The sequence below is a fragment of the Streptomyces durhamensis genome (genome assembly GCF_000725475.1).
GTDB lineage: Bacteria > Actinomycetota > Actinomycetes > Streptomycetales > Streptomycetaceae > Streptomyces > Streptomyces filipinensis.
On record NZ_JNXR01000003.1, the window covers coordinates 60,285 to 84,068 of the forward strand.

Genomic DNA, 23,784 nt, shown 5'->3' on the forward strand with positions numbered 1-23,784 from the left:
GTGGAGTGGTCCCTTCTGACGGGCGGTCGTGGGACGGGGCCCGCGCGGGTGCGGCTGTGCGGGCGTGACGGGCCCGGTCAGCCGGGTACGGTGCCGTCCTGGCGGTGGCCGGCCGGGTCGGACGCGTCGAGGTGCACCCGCGCGGTCTCCGCTATGCGCTCGGGGTGCCGCCGTATCAGCAGGAGCAGCACCACCACGCCGGCCGTCATCCAGACCCCGACGACCGGGCCCGCGTAGGACACCGGGGCGGTCAGTCGGGTGACGAAGTCGAAGACCGGGAGGCCGGCGGCCGTCAGGAGGGCGGGTATGAAGGCGGCGCTGCCGAGCGCCGGGAACAGCAGGTGCCGTACCGGCTTCAGGGCTGTCCGGCCGGCGCGCAGGAAGTAACCGGCGCAGGCGAGGTTCACGACGACGTAGACACCGGCGACGACCGTGACGATCACCGTGGCGAGCAGCAGGAACGCGGTCACGGGGTCATATCCGAGACCGAGTCCCAGCACCGCCCCGACCGCCACGACGGTCTGCAGTGCGATACCGGCCACGGGCGAGCGGTGCCGGGGGTGCAGTGTGGCGAGCATGCGGGGCAGGACCCGGATCCTGGCCAGGGCGAAGGCCGTACGGGTCGAGACGTTGGCACACGCGTTGGCGTTGGCGATCGTGGAGTTGATCACCGCCAGGAACACCAGCACCCAGAAGAGGCCGAAGGAGGCCCGGGCGACGCCGTCCCACGACGACTCGCCGGAGGCACCGAACTTCGCGAAGCGGTCCGGGCCGAAGTACACGGTCATCGCATAGGTCGTGATCACGTAGAACAGGCCGATGCCCAGGGCCGCTCCGAGGACCGCGCGGCGCATCGTCCGCCGCGGGTCGCGGGTCTCCTCGGCGAGCGGCGCCGCCGCCTCGAACCCCGCGAACGCCAGCACCGTGTACACGGACCCGGCGAACACGCCGCTGATCCCGGAGTAACCGTCGGCGGTGTGCGCGGTGCCGAACACCGACAGGGTGTTGCCGCTGCCCGCCCTGCCGATGAGCAGGACCGCGAACACCAGGAAGACGAGGATCTCGAAGACGCCGAGGACGGTGCCGAAGCGGGCCGAGGCGCGGACGCCCAGGTAGCCGGCGGCGGCGATCACACCGGCCCCCGCCAGGGACCACGGCCACCACAGGTCCGCCGGATAGGACGACCACTCCTCGTGCAGTGTGCCCGCCGCCGTGAAGCCCAGCTGCAGGAGGAGCAGTGGGGGGACCAGCATCTCCACGAAGACGTAACCCCAGCCGACGAGAAAGCCGGCGGCCGGGTGCAGCCCCCGCGCCGTATACGTGGCCACCGAGCCCGCCGCGGGCAGCTCCCGGGCCAGCTCGGCCACACAGGACGCGGTGAACAGACAGGCCACCAGGGCGACCAGCACCGCCAGCGGCAGGCTGCCGCCCGCGAAGACGGCGCCGGCCGGAATCGACGCGGCCACCGCGGCGGCGGGCGCCATCGCCGTCACGCTCTGGAACAGCACCTCGCGCAGTCCGACGGCGTCGCGCCGCAGCGCCCCGGTCGTCTCCTCGTGCATGTGTGTCCCCCGATACCTGTCAGCCCACTGCCACCCGACGTGTGTGAAAGTCCGTCAACCGTGTGAGACAGGCCGACCTTGACGGTCCGTCGGCCCGCGCCTCACGTGAATCACGGTACGGCGCAGGTCGGTTGGGCAGAAGAGTGCGCGCCGGTTCCGTGGAGAAGCCCCCACTTGTGGAAAACCCGGCCACCCGATCGGGTGATCGGCCAGCCGTCGCCGGGCCGTTTGTCCCCAGCCCGTCCCCCGGCCCGTTCCCCGGCCGCGGGGGTCACGCGGGACGCGGCGAGGGGGCTCAGGACCGCTCCGCGACCACCGCCGGATCGTCCAGCACGCTTCGCACGACCGAGTGTGCCGCGCCCAGCAGCGGGCCCTCCGGCCCCAGTCGGGACACCGTCACCGGGCAGGGCGGGCCTGCGGTGCGGCCCGTCAGCTCCGTCTCCAGGGACGGCAGCAGCCAGGGGGACAGGCCGGCGAGGGCACCACCGAGGACCACCGTCTCGGGGTCGAGGAGATTCACCGCTCCGGTCAGGGCGATACCGAGCGCCGTACCGGCGTCCCGCAGGGCGGCCCGTACGCTCGTGTCGCCCCGCTCGGCGCGCTCGGCGAGCAGGCCCACCAGGTCCCCGCCCGGCTCCAGCCCCGCCGCGCGCAGCACGGCCTCCTCGCCCGCGTACTGCTCCAGGCAGCCGCGGCCGCCGCACGGGCAGGGCGGCCCGTCCGGCCGTACGGGTACGTGACCCAGCTCGCCCGCGAAGCCGCGGGTGCCGCGCAGCAGTGCGCCGTCCACGACGACCGCGGCGCCGATGCCGATCTCGGCCGACACATGCAGGAAGTCACGCGGGGTGCCGTCACCGAGCCAGAGCTCCGCGAGCGCGCCGAAGTTGGCCTCGTTGTCCACGGTCAGCGGCCACTCGCCGGACAGCAGGGCGCCGAGGTCCGCGTCGTGCCAGTCGAGGTTCGGGGCGCGCACGACCGTACGGCCGTCCCGTGCCACCAGTCCGGGCACGGCGACCGCGAGCCCCGCGGGCCACAACGCCTCACGCTCCGCTTCGGCCACGACCCCGCGCACCAGCTCGGACAGCTCCTCGACCACCGGTGCGGGTGTGCGGCCCCGGTTCGCCGCGTGCCGCACGGCCCGCGCGCGGACCGTGCCACGCAGGTCGACCGCGCACACCGCGAGGTGGTCGACGCCGATCTCGGCCCCGATCCCGGCCGGACCGCGACCGCTCACCGCCAGTGCCGATCCGGGCCGGCCCACCCGGCCAGGCCGCTCCGGACCCAGCTCCTCCACCAGCCCCCAGCGGATCAGCTCGTCCACGAGCGTCGACACGGCCGCCCGCGTCAGTCCGATGCGCGAGGCGACCGCGGCCCGTGACAGTGAGCCCTCCGCGCTGACGGCGTGCATCACACGGGCCAGATTGCGCCGGCGCATGCCCCGCTGGGTGTCCGGCAGGGGGCGGCCGGCGCCCGGCGGGCGGGCCTCGTGCAGCGGTTCGCTCATGCCTGACGTCGATCCCCGGTGTCTGCCGCCCGGCTCATGCGTGCGGTGTGGTGTCCGTCCCCCGCTCCAGGAGGGGGGCCGCGTCGGAGAGTACCCCGGTGATCCGCTCCAGTGTCTGCTGGTCCCGCTCCACGGCGTCCAGCACCGGTCCCGCGGCCGTGTTCCAGCGCCGGGCCACCGCGGCCGGATCCTCGCCGGTGAGCAGGCCGGCGGCCTGCGCCGCGGCCCCGAGGGCGACCAGCTCCCTGGCCTGCGGGATCTGCACGGGCCGCCCCGAGAGCCGCCGGACCGTCTGCTGCCACGCCGTCCCCCTGGCGCCGCCGCCGATCAGCAGAAGCGGGCTGCCGCGGTCCGCGTCCTCGTCCAGGACCAGATCGAGCGCGCCGAGCAGCGCGTGCACGGCGCCGTCGTACGCGGCCTGCAGCAGCTGCCCCGCGGTCGTGTCGTGGCGCAGTCCGTGCAGCAGGCCGGAGGCGTTCGGCAGGTTCGGGGTGCGCTCGCCGTCCAGGTACGGCAGCAGGGTCACGGTGCCGCCGGGCTCCACGGCCTCGCGGTCCAGGCCGACCAGCGCCGCGACGCGGTCCACGGCGAGTGTGCAGTTCAGCGTGCAGGCCAGGGGCAGCCAGTCCCCGTGGGCGTCGGCGAAGCCCGCCACCGTGCCGGTCGGGTCGGCGGGGCGATGCTTGGAGACGGCGTACACCGTGCCGGACGTGCCGAGGCTGAGCACCGGGGTCCCGGGCCGCAGGCCGAGGCCCAGTGCCGCCGCCGCGTTGTCGCCGGTCCCGGGGGCGACCAGCGTGCCCCTGGAGAAGGGCAGGTCATGACTGTCGCGCACGGTGCCGGCCACCTCGCCCGGCCGCACCACACGGGGCAGCAGCGCCGGGTCGAGCCCGACGTGCGCGAGGGTCTCCGCGTCGTACGCCTCCGTACCGGACGCCCACCATCCGGTGCCGGACACGTCGCCGCGATCGGTGGTGCCCTGCCCGGTCAGCCGCTCGGTGAGGTAGTCGTGGGGGAGACGTACCGCCCGGGTCGCGCGGACCGCCTCCGGTTCGTGCTCGGCCAGCCAGGCCCACTTCGTGACCGTGAACGACGCGCCGGGCACGCTGCCGGTGCGCTCCGCCCAGGCCTTCGGGCCGCCCAGCTCCTCCACCAGCCGGCGGGCCTGCGGCGCCGAGCGGACGTCGTTCCACAGCAGCGCCGGCCGTACCGGTTCGCCCCGCTCGTCCAGGGTGACCAGGCCGTGCTGCTGGCCGCCGATCGACACGGCGGCCGCCTCGTGCGCCGCGTCACCGCACTGGCGCAATGCCTCGCACAGGGCGTCCCACCACTGACGCGGATCGCTCTCGCGGCCGGCGCCGGAGGACACGGTGTGCGGCGCCTGGCCGCTCGCCACCACCTCGCCGGTGGTCGCGTCGACGACCAGCGCCTTCGTGGACTGCGTTGATGTGTCCACGCCGACGACGAGCGGACCCTCGGCTGCTGACATCGGGCTCTCCCCTTTTGCGACGTTCCGCGTTCCGCGACGGCCGCGCCGTCCACGGCTTCCATGGCATCCATGGCTCCATGGCTTCCGTGACCTTCGGCGACTCTGCGGGACAAAGACATCTTGTCTCTTCCCAGCGGTGTGCGCGCATACTAATTTGTAAACGGCCATGACGAAATAGTCGCAACGCAGCGAGGGAGCCGCGCCATGAAGTTCCAGCCCACCCCCGAGGACCGGTTCACCTTCGGTCTGTGGACCGTCGGCTGGCAGGGAAGGGACCCGTTCGGCGACGCCACCCGCCGCGCCCTCGACCCGGTCGAGACGGTGCGGCGCCTGGCCGAGCTCGGCGCCTACGGGGTGACCTTCCACGACGACGACCTGATCCCGTTCGGATCCTCCGACACCGAGCGCGAGTCCCACGTCAAGCGGTTCCGCCAGGCCCTGGACGCCACCGGTATGACCGTCCCGATGGCCACCACCAACCTCTTCACGCACCCGGTCTTCAAGGACGGCGCCTTCACCGCCAACGACCGCGACGTGCGCCGTTACGCGCTGCGCAAGACGATCCGCAACATCGACCTCGCGGTCGAGCTGGGCGCGAAGACCTACGTCGCCTGGGGCGGCCGTGAGGGCGCCGAGTCCGGTGCCGCCAAGGACGTACGCGCGGCGCTGGACCGCATGAAGGAGGCCTTCGACCTCCTCGGCGAGTACGTCACCTCGCAGGGGTACGACCTGAGGTTCGCGATCGAGCCCAAGCCCAACGAGCCGCGCGGCGACATCCTGCTGCCCACCGTCGGCCACGCGCTGGCCTTCATCGAGCGCCTGGAGCGTCCCGAGCTGTACGGCGTCAACCCCGAGGTCGGGCACGAGCAGATGGCCGGACTGAACTTCCCGCACGGCATCGCCCAGGCCCTGTGGGCGGGCAAGCTCTTCCACATCGACCTCAACGGCCAGTCCGGCATCAAGTACGACCAGGACCTCCGGTTCGGCGCCGGGGACCTGCGGGCTGCGTTCTGGCTGGTCGACCTGCTGGAGAGCGCCGGCTACGAAGGCCCGCGGCACTTCGACTTCAAGCCGCCGCGGACCGAGGACCTCGACGGCGTGTGGGCGTCGGCCGCGGGCTGCATGCGCAACTACCTCATCCTCAAGGAGCGGGCCGCCGCCTTCCGCGCCGATCCGGAGGTGCGGGAGGCGCTGCACGCCTCGCGGCTGGACCAGCTGGCCCGGCCGACCGCGGCCGACGGACTGCAGACCCTGCTCGCCGACCGTACGGCCTTCGAGGACTTCGACATCGAGGCGGCCGCCGGGCGAGGCATGGCCTTCGAACGTCTCGACCAGCTCGCCATGGACCACCTGCTGGGGGCGCGGGGCTGAACCCGGGGAGGGCCGGGGAGCGGCAGCCGCCGCGATCCCGGCCCTCCGTCAGTCCGCTTCCCGGACCCACCGGTTCGGGGGTGTCACAGTCCCCGCGGCAGCCGCACGTACGTCACGGTCGTCCTGATCCCGCTGTCGACAAGTCGGCCCTGGGCGTCGAAGGCGCCCGCGCCGTCGGTCATCCCGAAGTCGTTGTCGTTGATGAGGGCGAGCGTGTCGTGGTCCACGCGCGCGATGCCCTCGATCTTCTGCTGCACCCCCTCGACCTTGTTCAGGTCGACCACGAGCCGCTTGGCCAGGACCGGCACGCCGAGGGCCGCCGGGTCGTCCAGCTGTTCCAGGGACGGAGACGTCGTGTCGTCGTCCCAGGGGCCACCCAGAATGCTCGACCGCCTCTTCAGCTCGACCAGCTGCAGCCGGGCCGCCTTGTCCGTGCGCTCCTCGACGAGCAGCCGGTCGCCGCCCACGGCCACGACCGAGGAGATCTTCAGCTCGGAGGTGTCGTCCTCACTCGGGTCGACCACGTTCACCGGGTCGAACCGGTAGGCGTACTCCGCGGTGACGGCCCTCTCGCGCGGGGAGAAGCGCAGCAGCCGTGTGGTGCGCGAGGCGTTCCCGGCGTCCGCGTCCGGAAGCGACAGCGGGCTCTGCAGGGCCAGCACCAGATCCCCGCCGGGCAGCTGCGCGAGCCCCTCGAACCCCCGGTTGACCTTGCGGTGCAGCAGGATCGACGGCAGCGCCTCCACCACCGGGTAGTCCGTGCCCGTCAGGCCGAGCCCCTCGGGCACGTACCGGGTGAGCACCTGCCCGCGCGGGGAGACGTGGACGAGCGACGGGCCGTACTCGTCGGCGAGCCAGAAGCTCCCGTCGCCGGCCCGCACGAGGCCTTCCGTGTCGAGGCCGTTCGGATTGTACGAGAGCGGCGTCCGCGCGTCGTAGGTGTACGGCGCCTCATCCCGGCCCGCCTGGTCGGGGAGCCCGGTGACGGCCTTGCCGGAGGAGGTGGTGAGCGGGATGGCGTCGATGACCCGGACCGTGTCGCCGCAGACCCGGACCTTCACGATCGCGGGGTCGAAACCCGGCACCGGGAACGTGCGCCGCTTCGCGCCGTCCACCTTGATCTGCCCGTTGGGTCCGCGGTCGGTCACCGTCCAGTACTCGCCCTCGCGGCCCGCCGGGTAGATGTCGCTGCCGAGACCGCCGAGCTTCACCCCGTGGTCGTCGGCGACGCTGCCGGGCAGCAGTGTGTTGCTGAACGCGCCGAGCGGTATCTCGCCGAGCGTCGCGGTGCGGATGACGCGGGCGTCCCGGGACGGCGCCGCCGTGGCCGTTCCCGCGGCCACGAGCACGGCGGCCAGGGCCAGGGGCAGGCTCGTGACGGCGGAACGGTGGACGCGGCGCCGGCCGGCGGTGTGCGGGGACATCGGGCCTCCTGGGGGCAAGTTCGTTGACAGCGGCCAGACTTGGGCTCCAGGAGGTACGTCGTGAGACCGGCGGGTGAACAGCCGGCGTCCGACGGCCATCGGATCGCGCTGCTTGCAGGGTGCCGACGGGCCGGCTGCATAGCGCCGGCCCGTCGGCTCCATGGCTCGTCAGCGGTCCTCCTCGGCCTCGGGTTCCGCACCGAGCCGTGCGGCGAGTGCCGTCGCCGGATCAGGTTCCGGTCCGCCTGCGGGGATCCAGTGCTCGCCCTCCCTCGCGATACGGCCACCAGCGGCCGTCCCGGCCGAGGCGCAGCTGGAGCCCCCCGGGACGGTCCACCGGTGGCCGCTGCTGTGGAACGGCGGCCGCTCCTCCGCCTCCCAGGCCGCTTCGAGCGCCGCACACGCCGTGCCGGTGCCACGCCCCCGGCACGCCGGGCCAGTGCCGCAGGATCGACACCGGGCGCCGGTGCCGCCGCGGCGGTGAGGGACGGCGGCGTCCCCGGCGCCTGCGGCAGCCCGGGCAGCGGAGGCAGGATGTCACCGGCCGCCCACGCCTCCGCCGCGTCCACGCTCCCGGCCACGGCCCGAGGGCGACTCCGGGACGTGGGGTCGCTGCGGGCAGGTGACCCCGGGCAGACAGACGGCGTGCTCCAAGACGCTTCACCATCTGTTCGATGTCTGGCGCCCGGTTCGTGCGGCGAGCGGACGGTGGCCGGTGCCGGCCCGGCTCCCGTTCGGCGGGCCCTCACCGCACCGGGAGGTCTGGGGCATGTGCCGGGACCGGGCGTGCCGGAGAACCGGGAGCGCAAGGGCCCTGCCCGGCGCGAGTGAGCGCGCGTGTCGGCCCGGGAGAGCCGGGGGCCTCGCCCACTAGGGGGCGGGACTCAGGGTCGTCTCAGGGCCGGGTTCCGGAACTGCGGCGAGCGGGGGGCCGTTTCCAGAGCAGAGAGCGGCAGTGGCCGCGAAGGAGGCGACGCTCATGTCCAACAACGCGAAGATCGCCGTCGGGGGTGTGGCGGGCGGGTTGATCCTGTTGATCTGGCTGCCCTGGTGGGTGGCGTTCCTGGTCGTGGTCGGGGTGCCGGTGGCCGGGTATCTGGCGCTGGATCCCGCACAGCGGCGCAGGCTGCGCAGGGTCACCCGCAAGGAGCTCGGCCGCTGACGTCACGGCGGGCGCGGCGAGGAGGCTGAGCGCCGGTGGTGCCGGTGCGGCCCGCGGGGGCCGCACCGGCCCCGGCGGGCGGCCCCCGCTTGGGAACCTGAGCACCGCGGACCCCAGGGGGCCTCCCTCAGAGGGGGCGCACGGCCATCTTGTCCAGGGCTTCCAGCAGACCCGGCAGTTCGGGGCCCCGGCCCACCGGCAGGACCTCGCCGGGCTCCTCGTCGAGCAGGACGAAGGCGATGTCGTCGGTGCGGGCCACGATCGACCAGCCGGGGCCGTCGGCGCGCAGCGTACGCGCGTCACCCGGGGCGAACGACGAGCGCACCCGGCCGAGCGGCGGCTGCGAGTCGACGTAGGCGCGGGCCTCCGCCAGCACCCGCCTGACCCCCTGGTGGCCGCTGTGCGGCACGCCTTTCTCGTCCGCCGGCCGTGACTCCTCCGCGTTCTCCCGCCCCTCGGGCCTCTCCTGCCCGTCAGGCTTGTCCTGCTCGCCCCGCACCGAGAACTCGGCGTCGTTGATCTGTTCCCGCCACGTCGCCCACTGCAGCGCTATCTCGTCGGCGCCCATGCGGCGCTGGGCCGGCCCCCAGGAGCTGGTGTCCGGCGGCCTCAGCGCAGGGCGGTCCGCCGCCTCCGGAGCGGGATCGTGCGGGGCGGCGACGCCAGGCGCCGCGACGGCGACCGCCAGAGGCCAGCCCGGCAGCGCGGCCACGACCGCTCGCTCGTCCGGAGACAGCTCGTACTCCATGCCGCAGTCCCAGGACGCGATCGCCACGGCGACCAGCGAGACGTCGTCGATGACGACCGTCCAGCGTGCGCCCTCGCCGTCCTGGCCCAGCACCAGGCCGTAGCCGTCGGCGAGGGGCGCGAGTCCCAGCGCCGCGCACGCCTCCGGATAGTCGTCGCCCAGAACGCTCGGAAACTGCGCCGGTGTCAGCAGCACCGCCGTCAGTACGTACAGCGCATCGTCCGCGGCGGCGACGGCCTCATCGTCGGTCCCGGCCATCCCTGCCTCCCAGTGGTTCGTCCATCGGCGCGCACCCTAGTGCGAGCGCAAGCCGCTTGTCACGACTCCTCACACCACGCGGAGCTGCAGGTTTCCGCCTGGACGGGGGCGAAACGACCATGCTGGAGGGGGTCCTCGTCAGCCCGTGGGCAGCCCCAGAAGATCCCGGGCCACCGCCGCCGGAGACTCGCCGCGCTCCTGGGCCAACGCGACGACCGCCCGGCAGGCCAGTTCGCTCACCCCGAACGACAGCGCCTCCGGTGACACCCAGGTGGTCGCATCCTCGATCCGGTCCTGATCGTCCTCCGCGCGGGCGACGACATAGGTGGCGGCCGCTTCGAACAAGTTGTGTGTACGCCGTTCCCGAGCGCTCGCCGGCTGCGCGTGCGTGGAGTCGCGGAGCCTGGAGGCGTACTTGCGTATCTGGCCGAACACGCGGACCACCCTACCCTCGAACGGAGCCGTCGCCGATCGCTCATCTGCTGTCATTCAAAGTAGAGTTGGACCTTCGGCGGCAGAAGGGGGACGACGCGGTGAAGCGCTTCGAGCGGCTGCGGCAGATCCGCCGGCTGGACCCGGTGGCGGACGCGCTGGAGATCTACCGGCTCAGTGCGACGTTCGAGTTTCCGTGGGACTACACCCGCGCCCTCGAACTCGCCCTGTACCGCACCTACGCGGTGCCGAGCATCGGGCGGCTGCTCGCGCGGACCGCAGAGCTGACCCAGCACACGCAGAAGCGGTACGACGACACCGTGCTGCTCCTCGACGCCATCGTGGAGCACGGCTTCGCCGCGGAGGAGGGCCGTAGCGCGATCCGCCGCATCAACCAGATGCACCGCAGCTACGACATCAGCGACGACGACATGAGGTACGTGCTGAGCACCTTCGTCGTGATGCCCAGGCGCTGGATCGACGCCTACGGCTGGCGGCGGTTGTCCCGGCACGAGGTCGTCGCCGCCACCGAGTACTACCGCACCCTCGGCCGGCGCATGGGCATTCCCGGCATCCCCGAGACCTACGAGGAGTTCGAGACCCTCCTCGACACCTACGAGCAGGAACACTTCGGCTGGGACGAGCAGGCCCGGCGGGTCTCCGACGCCACGCTCGACCTGATGGCGTCCTGGTATCCGCGCCCCCTGGCGCCGCTGCTGCGCACGGCGACCCTCGCCCTGCTCGACGAGCCACTGCTGCGTGCGTTCCGTTACGCCCCGCCCGGCGCGGCCACCTCCGCCTGGGTGCGTCGTGCCGTACGCGCGCGTGGCCGGTTCGTCCGGCTGCTCCCGCCGCGTCGCTCGCCGCATTTCGCACGCCAGAACCGGGAGATCAAGAGCTACCCGGACGGCTACCGGGTCTCCGGTCTGGGCACCCGTCCGGTTCCCGGGCTGCGCGGCTGCCCGGTGGGGCACCGGGACACCTCAGTGGCCGACTCCGTCGAGTGACGCCAGGGTGTCGCGCAGCCAGGCCAGTTCCGCCCGGCTCGTGGCCCGCGCGATGGTGAGGACACCGCGCCGGAACGGGTCGTCCACCTCCTCGGCGGCCAGCGGCCGGTCGCCGTCGTAGAAGAAGCTCGACGGCTCCTCCAGGAAGGCCAGCCGACGGCGCAGCACAGCCGCCTGGGCGGCGGGATCCGCCAGGTGCCGCAGAAACGCGAGCAGCGTGAACCAGTGGTTCTCGTCGGTGATCTCGCGCTGGGCGGGTTCGGCCAGTCTCCGCTTCAGCTCGCGCCGCCCCTCCTCGGTGAGCCGCAGCACGTGGCGCGGCGCCGCCACCGCGCCGGGCTCGGTGGCCCGGACCAGCAGGTCCGCCTTCTCCAGCCGCTTGATCGCCGGGTACAGCGTGCTTTCGGCGACGGGCCGCACATGGCCGGTGAGGGCCGCGATGTGCCGGCGCAGGACGTATCCGTGCAGCGGGGCGTCGTAGAGGAAACCGAGGATGGCGAGTTCGAGCACCGCCGCATTCTTGCGCAGGGGGATGTACCTCGTCACTTTGATACTCCGTTGCAGGAATACATCGGTTCCGATGTACAGTCCGAGGGTCGGACGATCGGGGAGGGGTCACGTGAAGCAGGTCGTGTTCGACCACGAGGGAAGCCGGATCAGCTGGACCGAGGTACCCGGGGCGGAGCCCGCGCGCGTGTACCTGCACGGACTTGGCTCGATGTCCGCCGTCTACCATGCGCACATCGCGGCCCGGCCCGAACTCGCGGGCCGCCGCAGCCTGTTCCTGGACCTGCCGGGACACGGCCTCAGCGACCGGCCGCACTCGTTCGGATACACGCTGGAGGAGCACGCCGACGCGGTGGCGGTCGCGCTGGACGAAGCCAAAGTCCGCGGCGCCGAGTTGATCGCGCACAGCATGGGCGGCGCCGTGGCGATCGTGCTGGCCCATCGGCGGCCCGATCTCGCGGCACGGCTCGTCCTCACCGAGGCCAACCTGGACGCCTTCCCGCCGGCCACGGCCGGAAGCAGCGGGATCGCCGCCTATGAAGAGGACGATTTCGTCGAACGGCAGCACGCGCGCGTGCTGGAGGCGGTCGGGCCGCTGTGGGCGGCCACCATGCGGCTGGCCGACCCGCGCGCCCTGCACCGCAGCGCCGTCGGCCTGCGCCGTGGATCGCAACCTGTGATGCGCGCGATGCTGGAGGCGTTGCCCGTCGAGCGGGTCTACCTGCAGGGCGAGTACAGCGGCGAACTGCCGGGCCGGGAGGGCCTGGAAGCCGCGGGTGTACGCGTCGTGACCGTGCCGGGAGCCGGGCACAACGTCATGTTCGACAACCCCGACGCCTTCGCCGCGGCCGTCGCCGGAAAGGGCTGACCCGCCCCGGACTTCCGCCGCTTCCGTCGTGGGACGTTCACCGCTCGCGCACCGCGAGCGCGAGGAAACGGGCGTCCTCGTCGACGTACGACGTCATGTTCCACCCCGAACGGGACAGCAGCGGGCCGAGGTTGGCCTCGGCGCGCAGGTCGTCCGGTGTGATCCGCCGCCCCTGTCGTGCCGCCAGGGCCGTGCGCCCGATGGGGTGGAACAGTGCGAGCTTTCCGCCGGTCCGCACCACGCGGGCCAGCTCCCGCAGGTTCTGCTCCGGTCGCGGCAGATGCGCGATGAGACCGGCCGCGAACACGGTGTCCAGGGCTGCGGACCGCAGCGGCAGCGCGGCGACGTCCGCGAGCAGCAGCCGCCCGTCCCGGTTGCGGCCCGCCCGCGCGGCGGCGTGGAGCATCGCCGGGGTCAGGTCGGCGCCCAGCACCACTCCGGAGGGGCCCACGGCGGCCCGCAACGGCGGCAGGGCCCGCCCTGTGCCGCACCCCGCGTCCAGCACGCGGTCGCCCGGCCGCAGCCCGAGCTCGCCGACGGCGGCCGCGTAGGCGGGACCGTCGTCGGGGAACCTGCTGTCCCAGTCGGCGGCGCGGGCGCTGAAGAACTCCTGGACATGCGTGTGGTCATCGCTCATGTTCCGCATGATCCCTCACCGCCTCGGGGGATATACAGGCGCACATGTTCGGGCCGGACCCGATCGTTCCGTCGCATCTGTGTGTCATATTCCAACACCTTTCGAAATGCGCCCCCTTTGTGCGCCCGTGCACCCTTAGCGTCCCGTGGCCATGGGACACCTGGACCACGCCGCCTTCGGCTGGCTGACCCCCGTACTGTCGTACGTCATGGCCTGCACCGGCGCCGCGCTCGGACTGCGCTGCACCGTCCGCGCGCTCGCCACCACCGGCCGCTCGCGCCGCAACTGGCTCGTCACCGCGGCCTCCGCCATCGGGACCGGCATCTGGACCATGCACTTCGTGGCCATGCTCGGCTTCCGCGTCAGCGGCACCGACATCCGCTACGACGTGCCGCTGACCATCCTCAGCCTCCTCGTCGCCGTGGTCGTCGTCTGCGCCGGCGTCTTCGCCGTCGGCTACAGCCGTGACCGCAACCGGGCGCTCCTCCTCGGCGGCCTCACCACCGGGCTGGGCGTCGCCAGCATGCACTACCTGGGCATGGCAGCCGTCCGGCTGCACGGCGGCATCACGTACGACCCCCTCCTCGTCGGAGTGTCGGTGCTGATCGCCGTCGTGGCGGCGACCGCCGCCCTGTGGGCCGGCCTCAACATCAAGTCCCCCCTCGCGGTCACCGTCGCCTCCCTCGTCATGGGAGTGGCCGTCAGCAGCATGCACTACACCGGGATGTTCGCGGTGAGCGTGCGTGTGGAGCCCTCCGGCGCACCTCTGCCCGGGGCCACGGCGATGCAGTTCATCTTCCCCCTCGCCGTCGGCCTCGGGTCCTACCTGTTCATCACCTCGGCTTTCGTCGCCCTCTCGCCCACGGCCGACGAGCGGGAGGCGTCCGCCTCCGCCCAACGGCCCGTCGAGAGCATCGCCCGCTAGCGGGCGCCCGGCCCGAGCGCCCCGACCCACGTCCCGAGCGAGGAGGCCATGCGCCCACCCCGTACCGCCCCGAAAGCCGGAGCCCCGGCGCGCCCGCCACGAGGCCGCCGCGCCCACGCCGGACCGCCCGCCGACGAGGGCCACGACCGCCCGCTCGGCACACCACCGGTCACGGCACGCGCGCGTGGCAGCCGCCGGCACCTTCGCCCCCGCACCGTGCGCGCCAAGGTGGTCAGCCTGCTGATGGTGCCCGTGGTGTCCCTGCTCGCCCTGTGGGCGTACGCCACCGTCACCACCGCCCAGGACGTCGCCCGGCTGCGGCAGTCCCAGTGGGTCGACGTCGAACTGCGCACCCCGGTGGCCACGGCCGTCGCCGCTCTCCAGGCCGAGCGCACCGCCGCCGTACGCTACGCCGGCGCACCGGGCGCGGCCGACGGCAGCGACCTGCGAAGCCTGGCCGCCCGCACCGACCGGGCCGTCGCCGAGCTGCGGCTCGGACACGACAACACCGTCGCCGACAGCGAGGAGTTGCCCGCCGGTGTCTCCGGGCGCCTCGGGGCCTTCGTCACCGGCGCCGAGCACCTGCGCGCACTGCGCACGGCCGTACTCGCCCACAGGGCCGGCTGGGACACGGTGTACGCGCAGTACACGAAGACCATCGGCGTCGCCTTCACCGTGGACGGCGCCCTCACCGGCATCCAGCAGGCCGACGTCGGCTCCGACGCGCGCGTGCTGCTCGAATTCAGCCGCGCCGCCGAGGCGCTGGCCCAGGAGGACGCCGTCCTCGACAGCGCGCGGACCGCCGCGCAGCTGCAGGGCGAACGGCTGCGGCTGTTCGGCGCCGCCGTCGACGCGCGTCGTGCCCTCACCGAGACGGCCGTCGCCGATCTGCCGGCCGCCCAGCGCGCAGCCTGGCAGGAACTGGCCGACAGCGACTCCTACACCGCTCTGCGTGCCGCCGAGGACAAGATCCTCACCGCCGGCCCGGGCGTCAAACTGGTCGCCGCGGCAGCGCAGGCAGCCTGGAGCCCCGCCCACGCACGCGTGCGGGACGGCATGCGGGACATCGCGACGGACACGGGCCGGGCCGTCGCGGGCCGTGCCGACCCGGTGACGCGCGGCCTGCTCAGCCCCGCGGGCGCCGCCGTGCTGTTGGGCCTGGCCGCCGTGGCCGCCTCGCTCGTCATCTCCGTCCGCATCGGACGCGCCCTCGTGGTCGAACTCGTGAGCCTGCGCAACGACGCCCTCGAGATCGCCCGTCGCAAACTCCCCGAAGCGATGGGCAGACTGCGTGCGGGCGAGGAGATCGACATCCAGGCCGAGGCGCCCGCCGGACCACCCGCCGAGGACGAGGCGGGCCAGGTCTCGGAAGCCCTGACCACCGTCCACCGCGCCGCCCTGCACGCCGCGGTGGAACGCGCCGAACTCGCCAGCGGCATCTCCGGCGTCTTCGTCAACCTGGCCCGCCGCAGCCAGGTACTGGTCCACCGCCAGCTCAGCCTCCTGGACAGCATGGAACGCCGCTCGGACGACCCCGACGAACTGAGCGACCTGTTCCGCCTGGACCACCTCACCACGCGCATGCGGCGGCACGCCGAGAGCCTGATCATCCTGTCCGGCGCCGCACCGGGTCGCGCCTGGCGCATGCCGGTGTCCCTGACCAACGTCGTACGGGCCGCCGTGTCGGAAGTCGAGGACTACGCGCGCGTGGAGGTACGCCAGCTCCCGGAGGCCCACGTCGTCGGCGGCGCCGTGGCCGACCTCACCCACCTGCTCGCCGAACTCGTTGAGAACGCCGCCCAGTTCTCACCGCCCCACACGCGCGTGCGCGTCACCGGCGAACCCGTCGGCAACGGCTACGCGCTGGAGATCGAGGACCGGGGACTCGGTATGGGCGCCGACACCCTCGCGGAGGCCAATCGGCGCATCGAGCAGTCCGAGGCCCTCGACCTGTTCGACAGCGACCGGCTCGGACTCTTCGTGGTCAGCCGGCTCGCCTCCCGGCACGACGTCAAGGTGCATCTGCGGGTCTCTCCCTACGGAGGCACCACAGCCGTCGTCCTGCTGCCCACCGCCCTGCTCCACAGCAGCACGTCGGAACGCGCCGCCCACCACGGTGAGCAGGGCCGTCACCAGCAGGAACGCGAGTACGCGCGCGTACCCGACGTCACCGCGCACCAAGAGGCCGTCGTCGCGCGGCCGGACCTGCCCGCCCTCGCGGGCACCGCACCCGAGCACCTCCGCGGCGTTCCCGACGCGGCGGGTCCGCGCGCAACCATCGACGAACCCCCGCCCCCCGGAGTCACCGCCTTGAGGCTGCACCGACCGCCCGAAGCCTCCGAGACCAACGATGACCTCCCACGCCGTGTGCGCCAGGCGAGCCTCGCCCCCCAGCTCCGGCAACGCCCCGAAGCACAGGCACCGGAAACCGCACGGCACGCCGACGAACGGCGCACCCCCGAGCTGGTACGCGACCGCATGGCGGCCTACCGCGACGGCTGGGCTCGTGGCGGCGGCAGACGGCCCGGCCGCGACGCCGCCCCGGAACGCCCAACGGGCAGAGACAGCAGCGAAGGAGACCCGGCATGATCCAGGACCCCAACACGAGGGCCGGCCAGCGCTCCGGCGAACTGGACTGGTTGCTCGACGACCTGGTGATGCGCGTGAGCGAGGTACGGCACGCCGTCGTGCTCTCCAACGACGGTCTGGCCGTCGGCGCCTCCAGCGGCCTCGCCCGGGAGGACGCCGAGCACCTCGCCGCCGTCGCCTCCGGCTTCAACAGCCTCGCCAAGGGCGTGGGACGGCACTTCGGCGCGGGCGGCGTGCGACAGACCATGGTGGAGATGGACGACGCGTTCCTCTTCGTGGCCGCCGCCGGCGACGGTTCCTGCCTCGCCGTGCTCACGGCCGTCACCGCCGACATCGGACTGGTCGCCTACGAGATGGCGCGGCTGGTCAAGAGGGTCGGCGAGCATCTGTACACACCGCCGCGCGTCGCCGCGCAGCCTCCCGCAGCCGGATGAGCCGCAAGGCGGCACCGATGACGGAGAACCGCACCGACGGCCCGTGGGAGCCCGGCAGCCAGTGGTACGACGGCGAGGCCGGACCGCTGGTCCGCCCGTACGCGATGACGGGCGGGCGCACCCAGCCGGGGCCCACCGGCGTGCGCTTCGACCTGATCGCCCTCGTCACCCTCGACCCCTCGGCACCGGCATTCGACGACGTCGCGCTGGGCCCCGAACACCGGACCCTGGTCGCGCTGTGCCGTACGGAGACGCAGTCCGTCGCCGAACTCGCGGCGGACGCGGACCTCCCCGTCGGCGTGATCCGGGTGCTCCTCGGTGACCTGCTGGAGATCGGCTGTGTGATCATCAGCCGTCCCGTGCCCCCTGCCCACCTGCCCGACGAGCGGATTCTGCGCGAGGTCATCGAGGGACTGCGAGCGCTGTAGACGAACATGCCGAACCCGATGCCGACTTCACCGCCACAGCAGGCGGACACCGACCACAGCCGGCCCTCCCGAGAGAAGTGATCATGGTCACCGAGCACTCCGACGCCGTCGGCGACACCTCCGCCCTGGCGCTGAAAATACTCGTCGCCGGAGGGTTCGGCGTCGGTAAGACGACCCTGGTCGGGGCCGTCAGCGAGATCCGGCCGCTGCGCACCGAGGAACTGCTCAGTGAGGCGGGGCAGTCGGTGGACGACACCGACGGCGTGGGCCAGAAGGTCACCACCACCGTCGCCATGGACTTCGGGCGCATCACCATCCGCTCCGGTCTGTCGCTCTACCTCTTCGGCACACCCGGACAGGACCGGTTCTGGTTCCTCTGGGACGAGCTGTCCCAGGGCGCCCTCGGTGCCGTCGTCCTCGCGGACACCCGGCGCCTGGAGGACTGTTTTCCCGCGGTCGACTACTTCGAGCACCGGCGGATACCGTTCGTGGTGGCCGTCAACTGCTTCGCCGGAGCCCGTACCTACGGCACGCACGACGTCTGCCGGGCTCTGGACCTCGACCAGGGCACACCCGTGGTGCTGTGCGACGCGCGGGAGCGGGACTCGGGCAAAGAGGTCCTGATCAGGCTCGTCGAGTACGCCGGGCGGATGCACACCGCCCGGCTCCTGGACTCGGTCGGCTGACCCCGCCGCTCAGGCCGCCAGATCCTTCACCGCCACCACCTGGTCGATGCCGACCCGGACCAGAAGCTCCCCCGGAACGCCGTTGCGGGCGCCGTACTCCTCGGCGCGGTCCTCGCCCATGTACCGGGCGGCGATCCGGGTGGCCCAGTGACGCACCTCGTCCAGCTCCTCCGACACACGGGCGCGGCCGTTCAGCACCACGAAGTGGAACGGCGGCCGATCGTCGTCCACGCACAGGGCCACCCGCCCGTCGCGGGCCAGATTGCGCCCTTTCACCGTTTCCTTACCGGTGTTGAAGACGAGCTCGTCGCCGTCCAGCAGGAACCAGATCGGGGCCACATGAGGGCTCCCGTCGGCGCGAACGGTGGACAGCTTGCCGGTCCGGGTGCCGTTCGAGACGAACGCCCGCCATTCCTCGTCGGTCATCTTCTGTGCCATACGCCCATCTTGCTTGCCCGGACGCCGGTGGTGGGGAAGGCTGGCGGGGAGTTCCTCCAGCCAGGGGGAGACACCACACGGGGAGACGGAGATGGCGCAGAACCAGGGACTCGGCTGGCTCCTGGACGATCTGACCGAGCGGGTGGACCACGTGCGGCACGCTCTGGTCCTGTCCAATGACGGGCTGGTCACCGGCGCGAGTACGGGCCTACGCCGTGAGGACGCCGAGCATCTGGCCGCCGTGGCGTCCGGACTGCACAGCCTGGCCAAAGGATCGGGACGCCACTTCGGCGCGGGCAGGGTACGCCAGACCATGATCGAGTACGACGACGCCGTACTGTTCGTGACCGCGGCCGGCACCGGCAGCTGCCTGTGCGTGCTCAGCGGCGCGGAGGCCGACATCGGGCAGATCGCCTACGAGATGACCCTGCTCGTCAATCGCGTCGGCGAACACCTCGGCGTCGATGCCCGGCAACCGGAGCGCACCCCCATCGCAGACCTCTGACCTGCGTTTTCTCCTTCGTCGGTGGAGTTATCCACAGGCTCGCCACGACCTGCGCCGGATTGGCTACGGTGTGTGCACGGCGAACGCACCGGGCGTGAGCCAACGACTCCACGGGGGAGTACGACCATGTCGGCAAGCACTGTCAGCCCGCCCCGGCCCGTCACCTGCACACCCAGCCATGCCGCGCGGCAACTGGGTCTCAAACGGGGCGAGTTCGAGCTCGCCGTGCATTTCGGCCACATCCGGACCGTGCCCGACGAAGGCGGCGGAGGGGGCCGGAGGGTGGAGCGTGCGGAGATCGACCGCCTCCGTGCGCAGGAAGGGTGCGCGGAAGCCCTGCGTGACCGCGTGCGGGTGGTGGGTACCACCGAGGGTGCCGCGCTCATGGAGATCCCGGTCGGGCGGTTCACCCGCCTCGCCCGGCTGGGCCTGCTGGTGCCGGTGACCTGGTACCTGAACCGCTACCGTGCCGTCGTCTGGCTGTATCTCGCGGACGAACTGCGGCACTTCGCGTCGCAGGCTGAGAACGCGCGTCTGCTGAAGGGGCGTACGCCCCAGAGCCTGCGCGGCCGGCTGGCCGCCGGGGCGGACCTGCGTGCCCGTAACTGGCGGGGGCGACATCTCGGCTTCCTGCTGCGCCAGGCCGAGCAGCCGTGGGCCCGGGCCGGAGCCGTCGCGGCCTTCCTCTCGCCCGTCGAGGTCGCCGACGTCGTCAGGGATCCGTACGAGCGCTCCTACCTGAACCGGTTCCGCCCGACGCCACCAGGTCACGGCACGCCGGGATCGCCTGCCGCGCACCTGGCCGAGCGGATCGCGACGGCACAGGACGCGGACGAGACCGAGTGGCTGCGCAGCGAGCTGGCCCACGCCCTGGAGGAGGCCCGCGCCTTCCGCAGTGCCCCGCGCCCGACCGCCCGCCGCGCCGCACCGAGCGCGCGGGCGGTGGCACAGCCCATCCCGCCGATGGCCCGAACGGTCACGCGGCTTGCGGAACCGACCGCCCAGGCATCGGCGCCCGGCGAGCAGCCGACCGCGGCACAGGCGTCAGAGGTGCAGAGCGGTGGGGCGGAGGCCGGAGCCTTCAGGCCGAACGGCGGGCCGCGGCCAGGACCGGCCGATCCGACGGACGCACCGGTGAGCCGAGCGTCCGAGGGGCACGGCGTGCCGGTGGTGCGGCCGGCCGAGGTGTCCTCGTCCCGCCCGGGTCACCGTCGGCCCGAGCGGGCCCCGGCGCAACCCCGTCGTGGTCTGCGCTCCTGGCTGCGTCGGAGAAACTCCCGGCCGGCCCGGGTCTGAAGCACCCGCTGCGGGGCCCCGGCTGACGGCTCGCTACAGCGACCTGAACAGGCCCTCCTGGACGACCGAGACAAGCAGGCGCCCCTGCAGGTCGTAGATACGGCCGCGGGCCAGACCCCGCCCGCCGGTGATGATCGGCGACTCCTGGTCGTACAGGAACCACTCGTCCGCGCGGAACGGCCGGTGGAACCACATGGCGTGGTCCAGCGAGGCCATGTCGAAGTTCCGCGGACCCCACAGGGGTTCGACCGGGATACGGACCGCGTCCAGGAGGGTCATGTCACTGGCGTAGGTCAGCGCGCACGTGTGGACCAGCGGGTCGTCACCGAGCGGTCCGACCGCGCGCATCCACACGGCACTGCGCGGCTCGGCCCCGTCGATCTCCTCGGCGTTCCAGCGCAGCCGGTCGACGTACCGGATGTCGAAGGGCTGGCGGCGCGCCATCCGCTCCAACCGCTCCGGCAGCGCGCCCAGATGCTTGCGGATCTCCTCGGTGACCGTGGGCAGCGACTCCGGCTCCGGCACCTCGCGGGCCGGCGGCAGCTGGTGTTCGAACGGTCCTTCCTCAGGCTTGTGAAAGGAGGCGGTCAGATTGAAGATCGTGCGGCCCTGCTGCACGGCCGTGACCCGGCGCGTGGTGAACGACCGGCCGTCGCGGACCCGCTCCACCTGGTACACGATCGGTACCCCGGGGTGGCCCGGACGCAGGAAGTACGCGTGCAGCGAGTGCACCGGGCGGTCGCCCTCCGTGGTGCGGCCGGCGGCGACCAGGGCCTGGCCCGCCACCTGGCCGCCGAAGACCCGCTGCAGCGACTCCTGCGGGCTTCGGCCACGGAAGATGTTGACCTCGATCTGCTCCAGGTCGAGCAGGTCGACCAGTCTCTCGGCCGGGTTCGTCATCGGTGGGATTCTCCTTGGCTCACAACTGGTCGGCAGCGGCTCACAGCTGGCCGACATCGGTGACGCGGACGACGGCGCGGCCCTCGGCGTCGGAGGCCGTGAGGTCGATCTCCGCGCTGATGCCCCAGTCGTGATCGCCGTTCGGGTCGTCGAAGATCTGACGGACGCGCCAGAGGCCGTTCTCCGGCTCCTCCTTGATGACCAGAAGCTTGGGGCCGCGGGCGTCGGGACCGGTACCGAGGTCCTCGTACTCGTCCCAGTACGTGTCCATCGCCTCGCCCCAGGTGTCGGCGTCCCAGCCGGACTCGGCGTCCATCTCGCCCAGCTCCTCGACCTGGTCGAGGGCGGCCAGCTCCACGCGGCGGAACATCGCGTTGCGGACCAGGACCCGGAAGGCGCGCGCGTTGGCCGTGACCGGCTTGACCTCGTCGGCCTTCTCCTGGGCCTCCTCGGCGGTCATCTCCTCCGGGTTCGCGAGCTGCTCCCACTCGTCCAGCAGGCTGGAGTCCACCTGGCGCACCATCTCGCCGAGCCACTCGATGAGGTCCTGCAGGTCCTCGGACTTCAGGTCGTCCGGGATGGTGTGGTCGAGGGTCTTGTAGGCGCTGGCCAGGTAGCGCAGGACGATGCCCTCGATGCGGGCCAGCTCGTAGAAGGACACCAACTCCGTGAAGGACAGCGCCCGTTCGTACATGTCGCGGATCACGGACTTCGGCGACAGCGGGTGGTCGCCGACCCAGGGGTGGCTCTTGCGGTAGGTGTTGTAGGCGTGGAAGAGCAGCTCTTCCAGGGGCTTCGGGTAGGTGACGTCCTGGAGGCGCTCCATGCGCTCCTCGTACTCGACGCCGTCCGCCTTCATCGCGGCCACGGCCTCGCCACGCGCCTTGTTCTGCTGGGCGACGAGGATCTGCCGCGGGTCGTCCAGGGTGGACTCGACGACGGACACCATGTCGAGGGCGTAGGACGGCGACTCGGGGTCGAGGAGTTCGAACGAGGCGAGCGCGAACGTGGACAGCGGCTGGTTGAGCGCGAAGTCCTGCTGCAGGTCGACCGTGAGCCGGACGATGCGGCCCTCGGCGTCGGGCCGGTCGAGCTTCTCCACGATGCCGCCGTCGAGCAGCGAACGGTAGATCGCGATCGCCCGGCGGATGTGCCTCAGCTGCTGCCTGCGCGGCTCGTGGTTGTCCTCCAGCAGGTGACGCATCGCCTCGAACGCGTTGCCCGGGCGGGCGATCACCGACAGCAGCATCGTGTGCGTGACCCGGAAACGCGAGGTCAGCGGCTCCGGCTCCGAATCGATCAGCTTCTGGAAGGTGTTCTCCGTCCAGCCGACGAAGCCCTCCGGCGCCTTCTTGCGCACCACCTTGCGCCGCTTCTTCGGATCGTCACCCGCCTTCGCCAGCGCCTTCTCGTTCTCGATGACGTGCTCGGGCGCCTGCGCGACGACGAGCCCGGCCGTGTCGAAACCGGCCCGGCCGGCCCGCCCCGCGATCTGGTGGAACTCACGGGCCCGCAGGGTGCGCACACGGCTGCCGTCGTACTTGGTCAGCGCCGTGAACAGCACCGTACGGATCGGCACGTTGACGCCCACGCCGAGCGTGTCCGTGCCGCAGATGACCTTCAGCAAGCCGGCCTGGGCGAGCTTCTCCACCAGACGCCGGTACTTGGGCAGCATGCCGGCGTGGTGGACGCCGATGCCGTGCCGGACATAACGGGAGAGGTTGCGGCCGAACTTGGTGGTGAATCGGAAGCTGCCGATCAGCTCGGCGATCTGCTCCTTCTCCTCGCGCGAGCACATGTTGATGCTCATCAGCGCCTGCGCCCGCTCCACGGCCTGCGCCTGGGTGAAGTGCACGATGTACACCGGCGCCTGCTTGCTCTCCAGCAGGTCGGTGAGCGTCTCGGTGAGCGGCGTGAACTTGTACTCGTAGGAGAGCGGCACCGGGCGGGTCGCCGAGCGGACCACCGAGGTGGGGCGGCCGGTGCGGCGGGTGAGGTCCTTCTCGAAGAAGGACACATCACCCAAAGTGGCCGACATCAGGATGAACTGTGCCTGAGGGAGTTCGAGAATCGGGATCTGCCAGGCCCAGCCGCGGTCGCCCTCGGCGTAGAAGTGGAACTCGTCCATGACGACCTGGCCGACGTCCGCGTTCTTGCCGTCGCGCAGCGCGATCGAGGCCAGGACCTCGGCGGTGCAGCAGATCACGGGCGCGTCGGCGTTCACGGAAGCGTCGCCGGTGAGCATGCCGACGTTCTCGGTGCCGAAGAGCTTGCACAGCTCGAAGAACTTCTCCGACACCAGCGCCTTGATCGGGGCGGTGTAGAAGGTGACCTCGTCCCGTGCGAGGGCGGCGAAGTGCGCGCCGGCGGCGATCATGCTCTTGCCGGAGCCGGTGGGCGTCGAGACGATCACGTTCGCCCCGGAGACCACCTCGATCAGCGCCTCCTCCTGATGCGGGTAGAGGGTGAGGCCGCGCTCCTGCGACCACGACTCGAAGGCTTCGTACAGGGCGTCGGGGTCGGCGGTCGGCGGCAGCTGATCGATGAGGGTCACGCACCCATCTTGCCTGGCCTCGTCCCCGAGAAGGGAATCGGCTGCGAGCACGAAGATCAT

Annotated in this window: 21 protein-coding genes and 2 pseudogenes; 11 read left to right on the forward strand and 12 right to left on the reverse strand. The window is 72.3% G+C overall.

The window, feature by feature from the left end; all coding sequences use genetic code 11:
• Positions 1–77: 77 nt before the first annotated feature.
• From IO33_RS0104000 to xylB, 3 genes are all read right to left on the reverse strand, one after another.
• Positions 78–1,562, reverse strand: coding sequence for an APC family permease (locus tag IO33_RS0104000; RefSeq protein WP_031160241.1), 1,485 nt, complete (start codon positions 1,560–1,562; stop codon positions 78–80).
• 295 nt (positions 1,563–1,857) lie between these two features.
• Positions 1,858–3,066, reverse strand: coding sequence for an ROK family transcriptional regulator (locus IO33_RS0104005; RefSeq protein WP_031160243.1), 1,209 nt, complete (start codon positions 3,064–3,066; stop codon positions 1,858–1,860).
• Positions 3,067–3,100: 34 nt separating this feature from the next.
• Positions 3,101–4,555: a xylulokinase gene (xylB, locus tag IO33_RS0104010; protein WP_031160246.1), complete on the reverse strand. Its 1,455-nt coding sequence runs from the start codon at positions 4,553–4,555 to the stop codon at positions 3,101–3,103.
• Positions 4,556–4,759: 204 nt separating this feature from the next.
• Between xylB and xylA the strand changes: the two genes are divergently transcribed.
• The gene (gene xylA / locus IO33_RS0104015) at positions 4,760–5,926 is read left to right on the forward strand and encodes a xylose isomerase (protein ID WP_031160248.1); all 1,167 of its coding nucleotides are present in this window, start codon (positions 4,760–4,762) and stop codon (positions 5,924–5,926) included.
• An 83-nt stretch (positions 5,927–6,009) separates the two neighbouring features.
• Here the strand turns inward: xylA and IO33_RS0104020 are convergent, their stop codons facing one another.
• Together IO33_RS0104020 and IO33_RS52110 are read right to left on the reverse strand one after the other, a co-directional pair.
• Positions 6,010–7,350 (reverse strand): esterase-like activity of phytase family protein, encoded by a 1,341-nt coding sequence (locus IO33_RS0104020; protein ID WP_031160251.1) that lies wholly within the window; start codon positions 7,348–7,350, stop codon positions 6,010–6,012.
• 168 nt (positions 7,351–7,518) lie between these two features.
• Positions 7,519–7,928, reverse strand: a pseudogene (locus tag IO33_RS52110) (SWF or SNF family helicase); the annotation flags it as partial.
• A 401-nt stretch (positions 7,929–8,329) separates the two neighbouring features.
• Here IO33_RS52110 and IO33_RS0104025 point away from each other — a divergent pair.
• Positions 8,330–8,512 carry a hypothetical protein gene (locus IO33_RS0104025; RefSeq protein WP_031160253.1) on the forward strand — a complete coding sequence of 61 codons (183 nt, stop codon included), beginning with the start codon at positions 8,330–8,332 and terminating at the stop codon, positions 8,510–8,512.
• A gap of 127 nt (positions 8,513–8,639) precedes the next feature.
• Here IO33_RS0104025 and IO33_RS0104030 read toward each other — a convergent pair whose 3' ends face one another.
• Complete coding sequence (locus tag IO33_RS0104030; protein WP_031160255.1) at positions 8,640–9,518, reverse strand: hypothetical protein; 879 nt, start codon at positions 9,516–9,518, stop codon at positions 8,640–8,642.
• 138 nt (positions 9,519–9,656) lie between these two features.
• Complete coding sequence (locus tag IO33_RS0104035; protein WP_031160257.1) at positions 9,657–9,953, reverse strand: hypothetical protein; 297 nt, start codon at positions 9,951–9,953, stop codon at positions 9,657–9,659.
• 98 nt (positions 9,954–10,051) lie between these two features.
• Here IO33_RS0104035 and IO33_RS0104040 point away from each other — a divergent pair, with 98 nt between their 5' ends.
• The gene (locus IO33_RS0104040) at positions 10,052–10,957 is read left to right on the forward strand and encodes an oxygenase MpaB family protein (protein WP_031160259.1); all 906 of its coding nucleotides are present in this window, start codon (positions 10,052–10,054) and stop codon (positions 10,955–10,957) included.
• Here IO33_RS0104040 and IO33_RS0104045 read toward each other — a convergent pair.
• Positions 10,934–11,467, reverse strand: a complete 534-nt coding sequence (locus IO33_RS0104045) for a PadR family transcriptional regulator (RefSeq protein ID WP_031160261.1) — start codon at positions 11,465–11,467, stop codon at positions 10,934–10,936. The genes IO33_RS0104040 and IO33_RS0104045 overlap by 24 nt on opposite strands.
• 109 nt (positions 11,468–11,576) lie before the next feature.
• Between IO33_RS0104045 and IO33_RS0104050 the strand changes: the two genes are divergently transcribed.
• Positions 11,577–12,332 carry an alpha/beta fold hydrolase gene (locus tag IO33_RS0104050; RefSeq protein WP_031160264.1) on the forward strand — a complete coding sequence of 252 codons (756 nt, stop codon included), beginning with the start codon at positions 11,577–11,579 and terminating at the stop codon, positions 12,330–12,332.
• Positions 12,333–12,369: 37 nt separating this feature from the next.
• Here IO33_RS0104050 and IO33_RS0104055 read toward each other — a convergent pair whose 3' ends face one another.
• Complete coding sequence (locus IO33_RS0104055; protein WP_037684916.1) at positions 12,370–12,969, reverse strand: class I SAM-dependent methyltransferase; 600 nt, start codon at positions 12,967–12,969, stop codon at positions 12,370–12,372.
• A 151-nt stretch (positions 12,970–13,120) separates the two neighbouring features.
• Here IO33_RS0104055 and IO33_RS0104060 point away from each other — a divergent pair, with 151 nt between their 5' ends.
• The 5 genes from IO33_RS0104060 to IO33_RS0104080 all read left to right on the forward strand — a co-directional run bounded on the left by IO33_RS0104060 (position 13,121) and on the right by IO33_RS0104080 (position 18,031).
• Entirely contained in the window at positions 13,121–13,894 is a 774-nt protein-coding gene (locus IO33_RS0104060; RefSeq protein ID WP_031160268.1) for an MHYT domain-containing protein, read from the forward strand.
• Between the two features lie 48 nt (positions 13,895–13,942).
• Positions 13,943–16,483 (forward strand): sensor histidine kinase, encoded by a 2,541-nt coding sequence (locus tag IO33_RS0104065; protein WP_031160272.1) that lies wholly within the window; start codon positions 13,943–13,945, stop codon positions 16,481–16,483.
• On the forward strand, positions 16,480–16,917 hold the full coding sequence (locus tag IO33_RS0104070) for a roadblock/LC7 domain-containing protein (RefSeq protein ID WP_031160274.1): 438 nt from the start codon (positions 16,480–16,482) through the stop codon (positions 16,915–16,917). The genes IO33_RS0104065 and IO33_RS0104070 overlap by 4 nt, the downstream gene beginning before the upstream one ends.
• A 17-nt stretch (positions 16,918–16,934) precedes the next feature.
• Entirely contained in the window at positions 16,935–17,345 is a 411-nt protein-coding gene (locus IO33_RS0104075) for a DUF742 domain-containing protein (protein WP_031160276.1), read from the forward strand.
• A gap of 83 nt (positions 17,346–17,428) precedes the next feature.
• Positions 17,429–18,031: a GTP-binding protein gene (locus tag IO33_RS0104080; protein ID WP_031160278.1), complete on the forward strand. Its 603-nt coding sequence runs from the start codon at positions 17,429–17,431 to the stop codon at positions 18,029–18,031.
• A gap of 9 nt (positions 18,032–18,040) precedes the next feature.
• Here the strand turns inward: IO33_RS0104080 and IO33_RS0104085 are convergent, their stop codons facing one another.
• Positions 18,041–18,469 (reverse strand): PPOX class F420-dependent oxidoreductase, encoded by a 429-nt coding sequence (locus IO33_RS0104085; RefSeq protein WP_031160280.1) that lies wholly within the window; start codon positions 18,467–18,469, stop codon positions 18,041–18,043.
• Positions 18,470–18,560: 91 nt separating this feature from the next.
• Between IO33_RS0104085 and IO33_RS0104090 the strand changes: the two genes are divergently transcribed.
• Entirely contained in the window at positions 18,561–18,974 is a 414-nt protein-coding gene (locus IO33_RS0104090; RefSeq protein WP_031160282.1) for a roadblock/LC7 domain-containing protein, read from the forward strand.
• Positions 18,975–19,100: 126 nt separating this feature from the next.
• Positions 19,101–19,937, forward strand: a pseudogene (locus IO33_RS52115) (DUF6397 family protein); the annotation flags it as partial.
• Between the two features lie 366 nt (positions 19,938–20,303).
• On the opposite strand, the gene IO33_RS0104100 reads toward IO33_RS52115, so the two are convergent.
• Positions 20,304–21,170, reverse strand: a complete 867-nt coding sequence (locus IO33_RS0104100) for an acyl-CoA thioesterase (protein ID WP_031160286.1) — start codon at positions 21,168–21,170, stop codon at positions 20,304–20,306.
• Between the two features lie 40 nt (positions 21,171–21,210).
• Positions 21,211–23,724, reverse strand: a complete 2,514-nt coding sequence (locus IO33_RS0104105; protein ID WP_031160288.1) for a DEAD/DEAH box helicase — start codon at positions 23,722–23,724, stop codon at positions 21,211–21,213.
• Positions 23,725–23,784 lie beyond the last annotated feature (60 nt).

What these genes read in the sequence shown, in the direction of transcription:
- IO33_RS0104000 (WP_031160241.1), bottom strand. Translation starts at nt 1,562, where the DNA reads ATGCACGAGGAGACGACCGGGGCGCTGCGGCGCGACGCCGTCGGACTG.
- IO33_RS0104005 (WP_031160243.1), bottom strand. Translation starts at nt 3,066, where the DNA reads ATGAGCGAACCGCTGCACGAGGCCCGCCCGCCGGGCGCCGGCCGCCCC.
- xylB (WP_031160246.1), bottom strand. Translation starts at nt 4,555, where the DNA reads ATGTCAGCAGCCGAGGGTCCGCTCGTCGTCGGCGTGGACACATCAACG.
- xylA (WP_031160248.1), top strand. Translation starts at nt 4,760, where the DNA reads ATGAAGTTCCAGCCCACCCCCGAGGACCGGTTCACCTTCGGTCTGTGG.
- IO33_RS0104020 (WP_031160251.1), bottom strand. Translation starts at nt 7,350, where the DNA reads ATGTCCCCGCACACCGCCGGCCGGCGCCGCGTCCACCGTTCCGCCGTC.
- IO33_RS0104025 (WP_031160253.1), top strand. Translation starts at nt 8,330, where the DNA reads ATGTCCAACAACGCGAAGATCGCCGTCGGGGGTGTGGCGGGCGGGTTG.
- IO33_RS0104030 (WP_031160255.1), bottom strand. Translation starts at nt 9,518, where the DNA reads ATGGCCGGGACCGACGATGAGGCCGTCGCCGCCGCGGACGATGCGCTG.
- IO33_RS0104055 (WP_037684916.1), bottom strand. Translation starts at nt 12,969, where the DNA reads ATGAGCGATGACCACACGCATGTCCAGGAGTTCTTCAGCGCCCGCGCC.
- IO33_RS0104060 (WP_031160268.1), top strand. Translation starts at nt 13,121, where the DNA reads ATGGGACACCTGGACCACGCCGCCTTCGGCTGGCTGACCCCCGTACTG.
- IO33_RS0104065 (WP_031160272.1), top strand. Translation starts at nt 13,943, where the DNA reads ATGCGCCCACCCCGTACCGCCCCGAAAGCCGGAGCCCCGGCGCGCCCG.
- IO33_RS0104070 (WP_031160274.1), top strand. Translation starts at nt 16,480, where the DNA reads ATGATCCAGGACCCCAACACGAGGGCCGGCCAGCGCTCCGGCGAACTG.
- IO33_RS0104075 (WP_031160276.1), top strand. Translation starts at nt 16,935, where the DNA reads ATGACGGAGAACCGCACCGACGGCCCGTGGGAGCCCGGCAGCCAGTGG.
- IO33_RS0104080 (WP_031160278.1), top strand. Translation starts at nt 17,429, where the DNA reads ATGGTCACCGAGCACTCCGACGCCGTCGGCGACACCTCCGCCCTGGCG.
- IO33_RS0104085 (WP_031160280.1), bottom strand. Translation starts at nt 18,469, where the DNA reads ATGGCACAGAAGATGACCGACGAGGAATGGCGGGCGTTCGTCTCGAAC.
- IO33_RS0104090 (WP_031160282.1), top strand. Translation starts at nt 18,561, where the DNA reads ATGGCGCAGAACCAGGGACTCGGCTGGCTCCTGGACGATCTGACCGAG.
- IO33_RS0104100 (WP_031160286.1), bottom strand. Translation starts at nt 21,170, where the DNA reads ATGACGAACCCGGCCGAGAGACTGGTCGACCTGCTCGACCTGGAGCAG.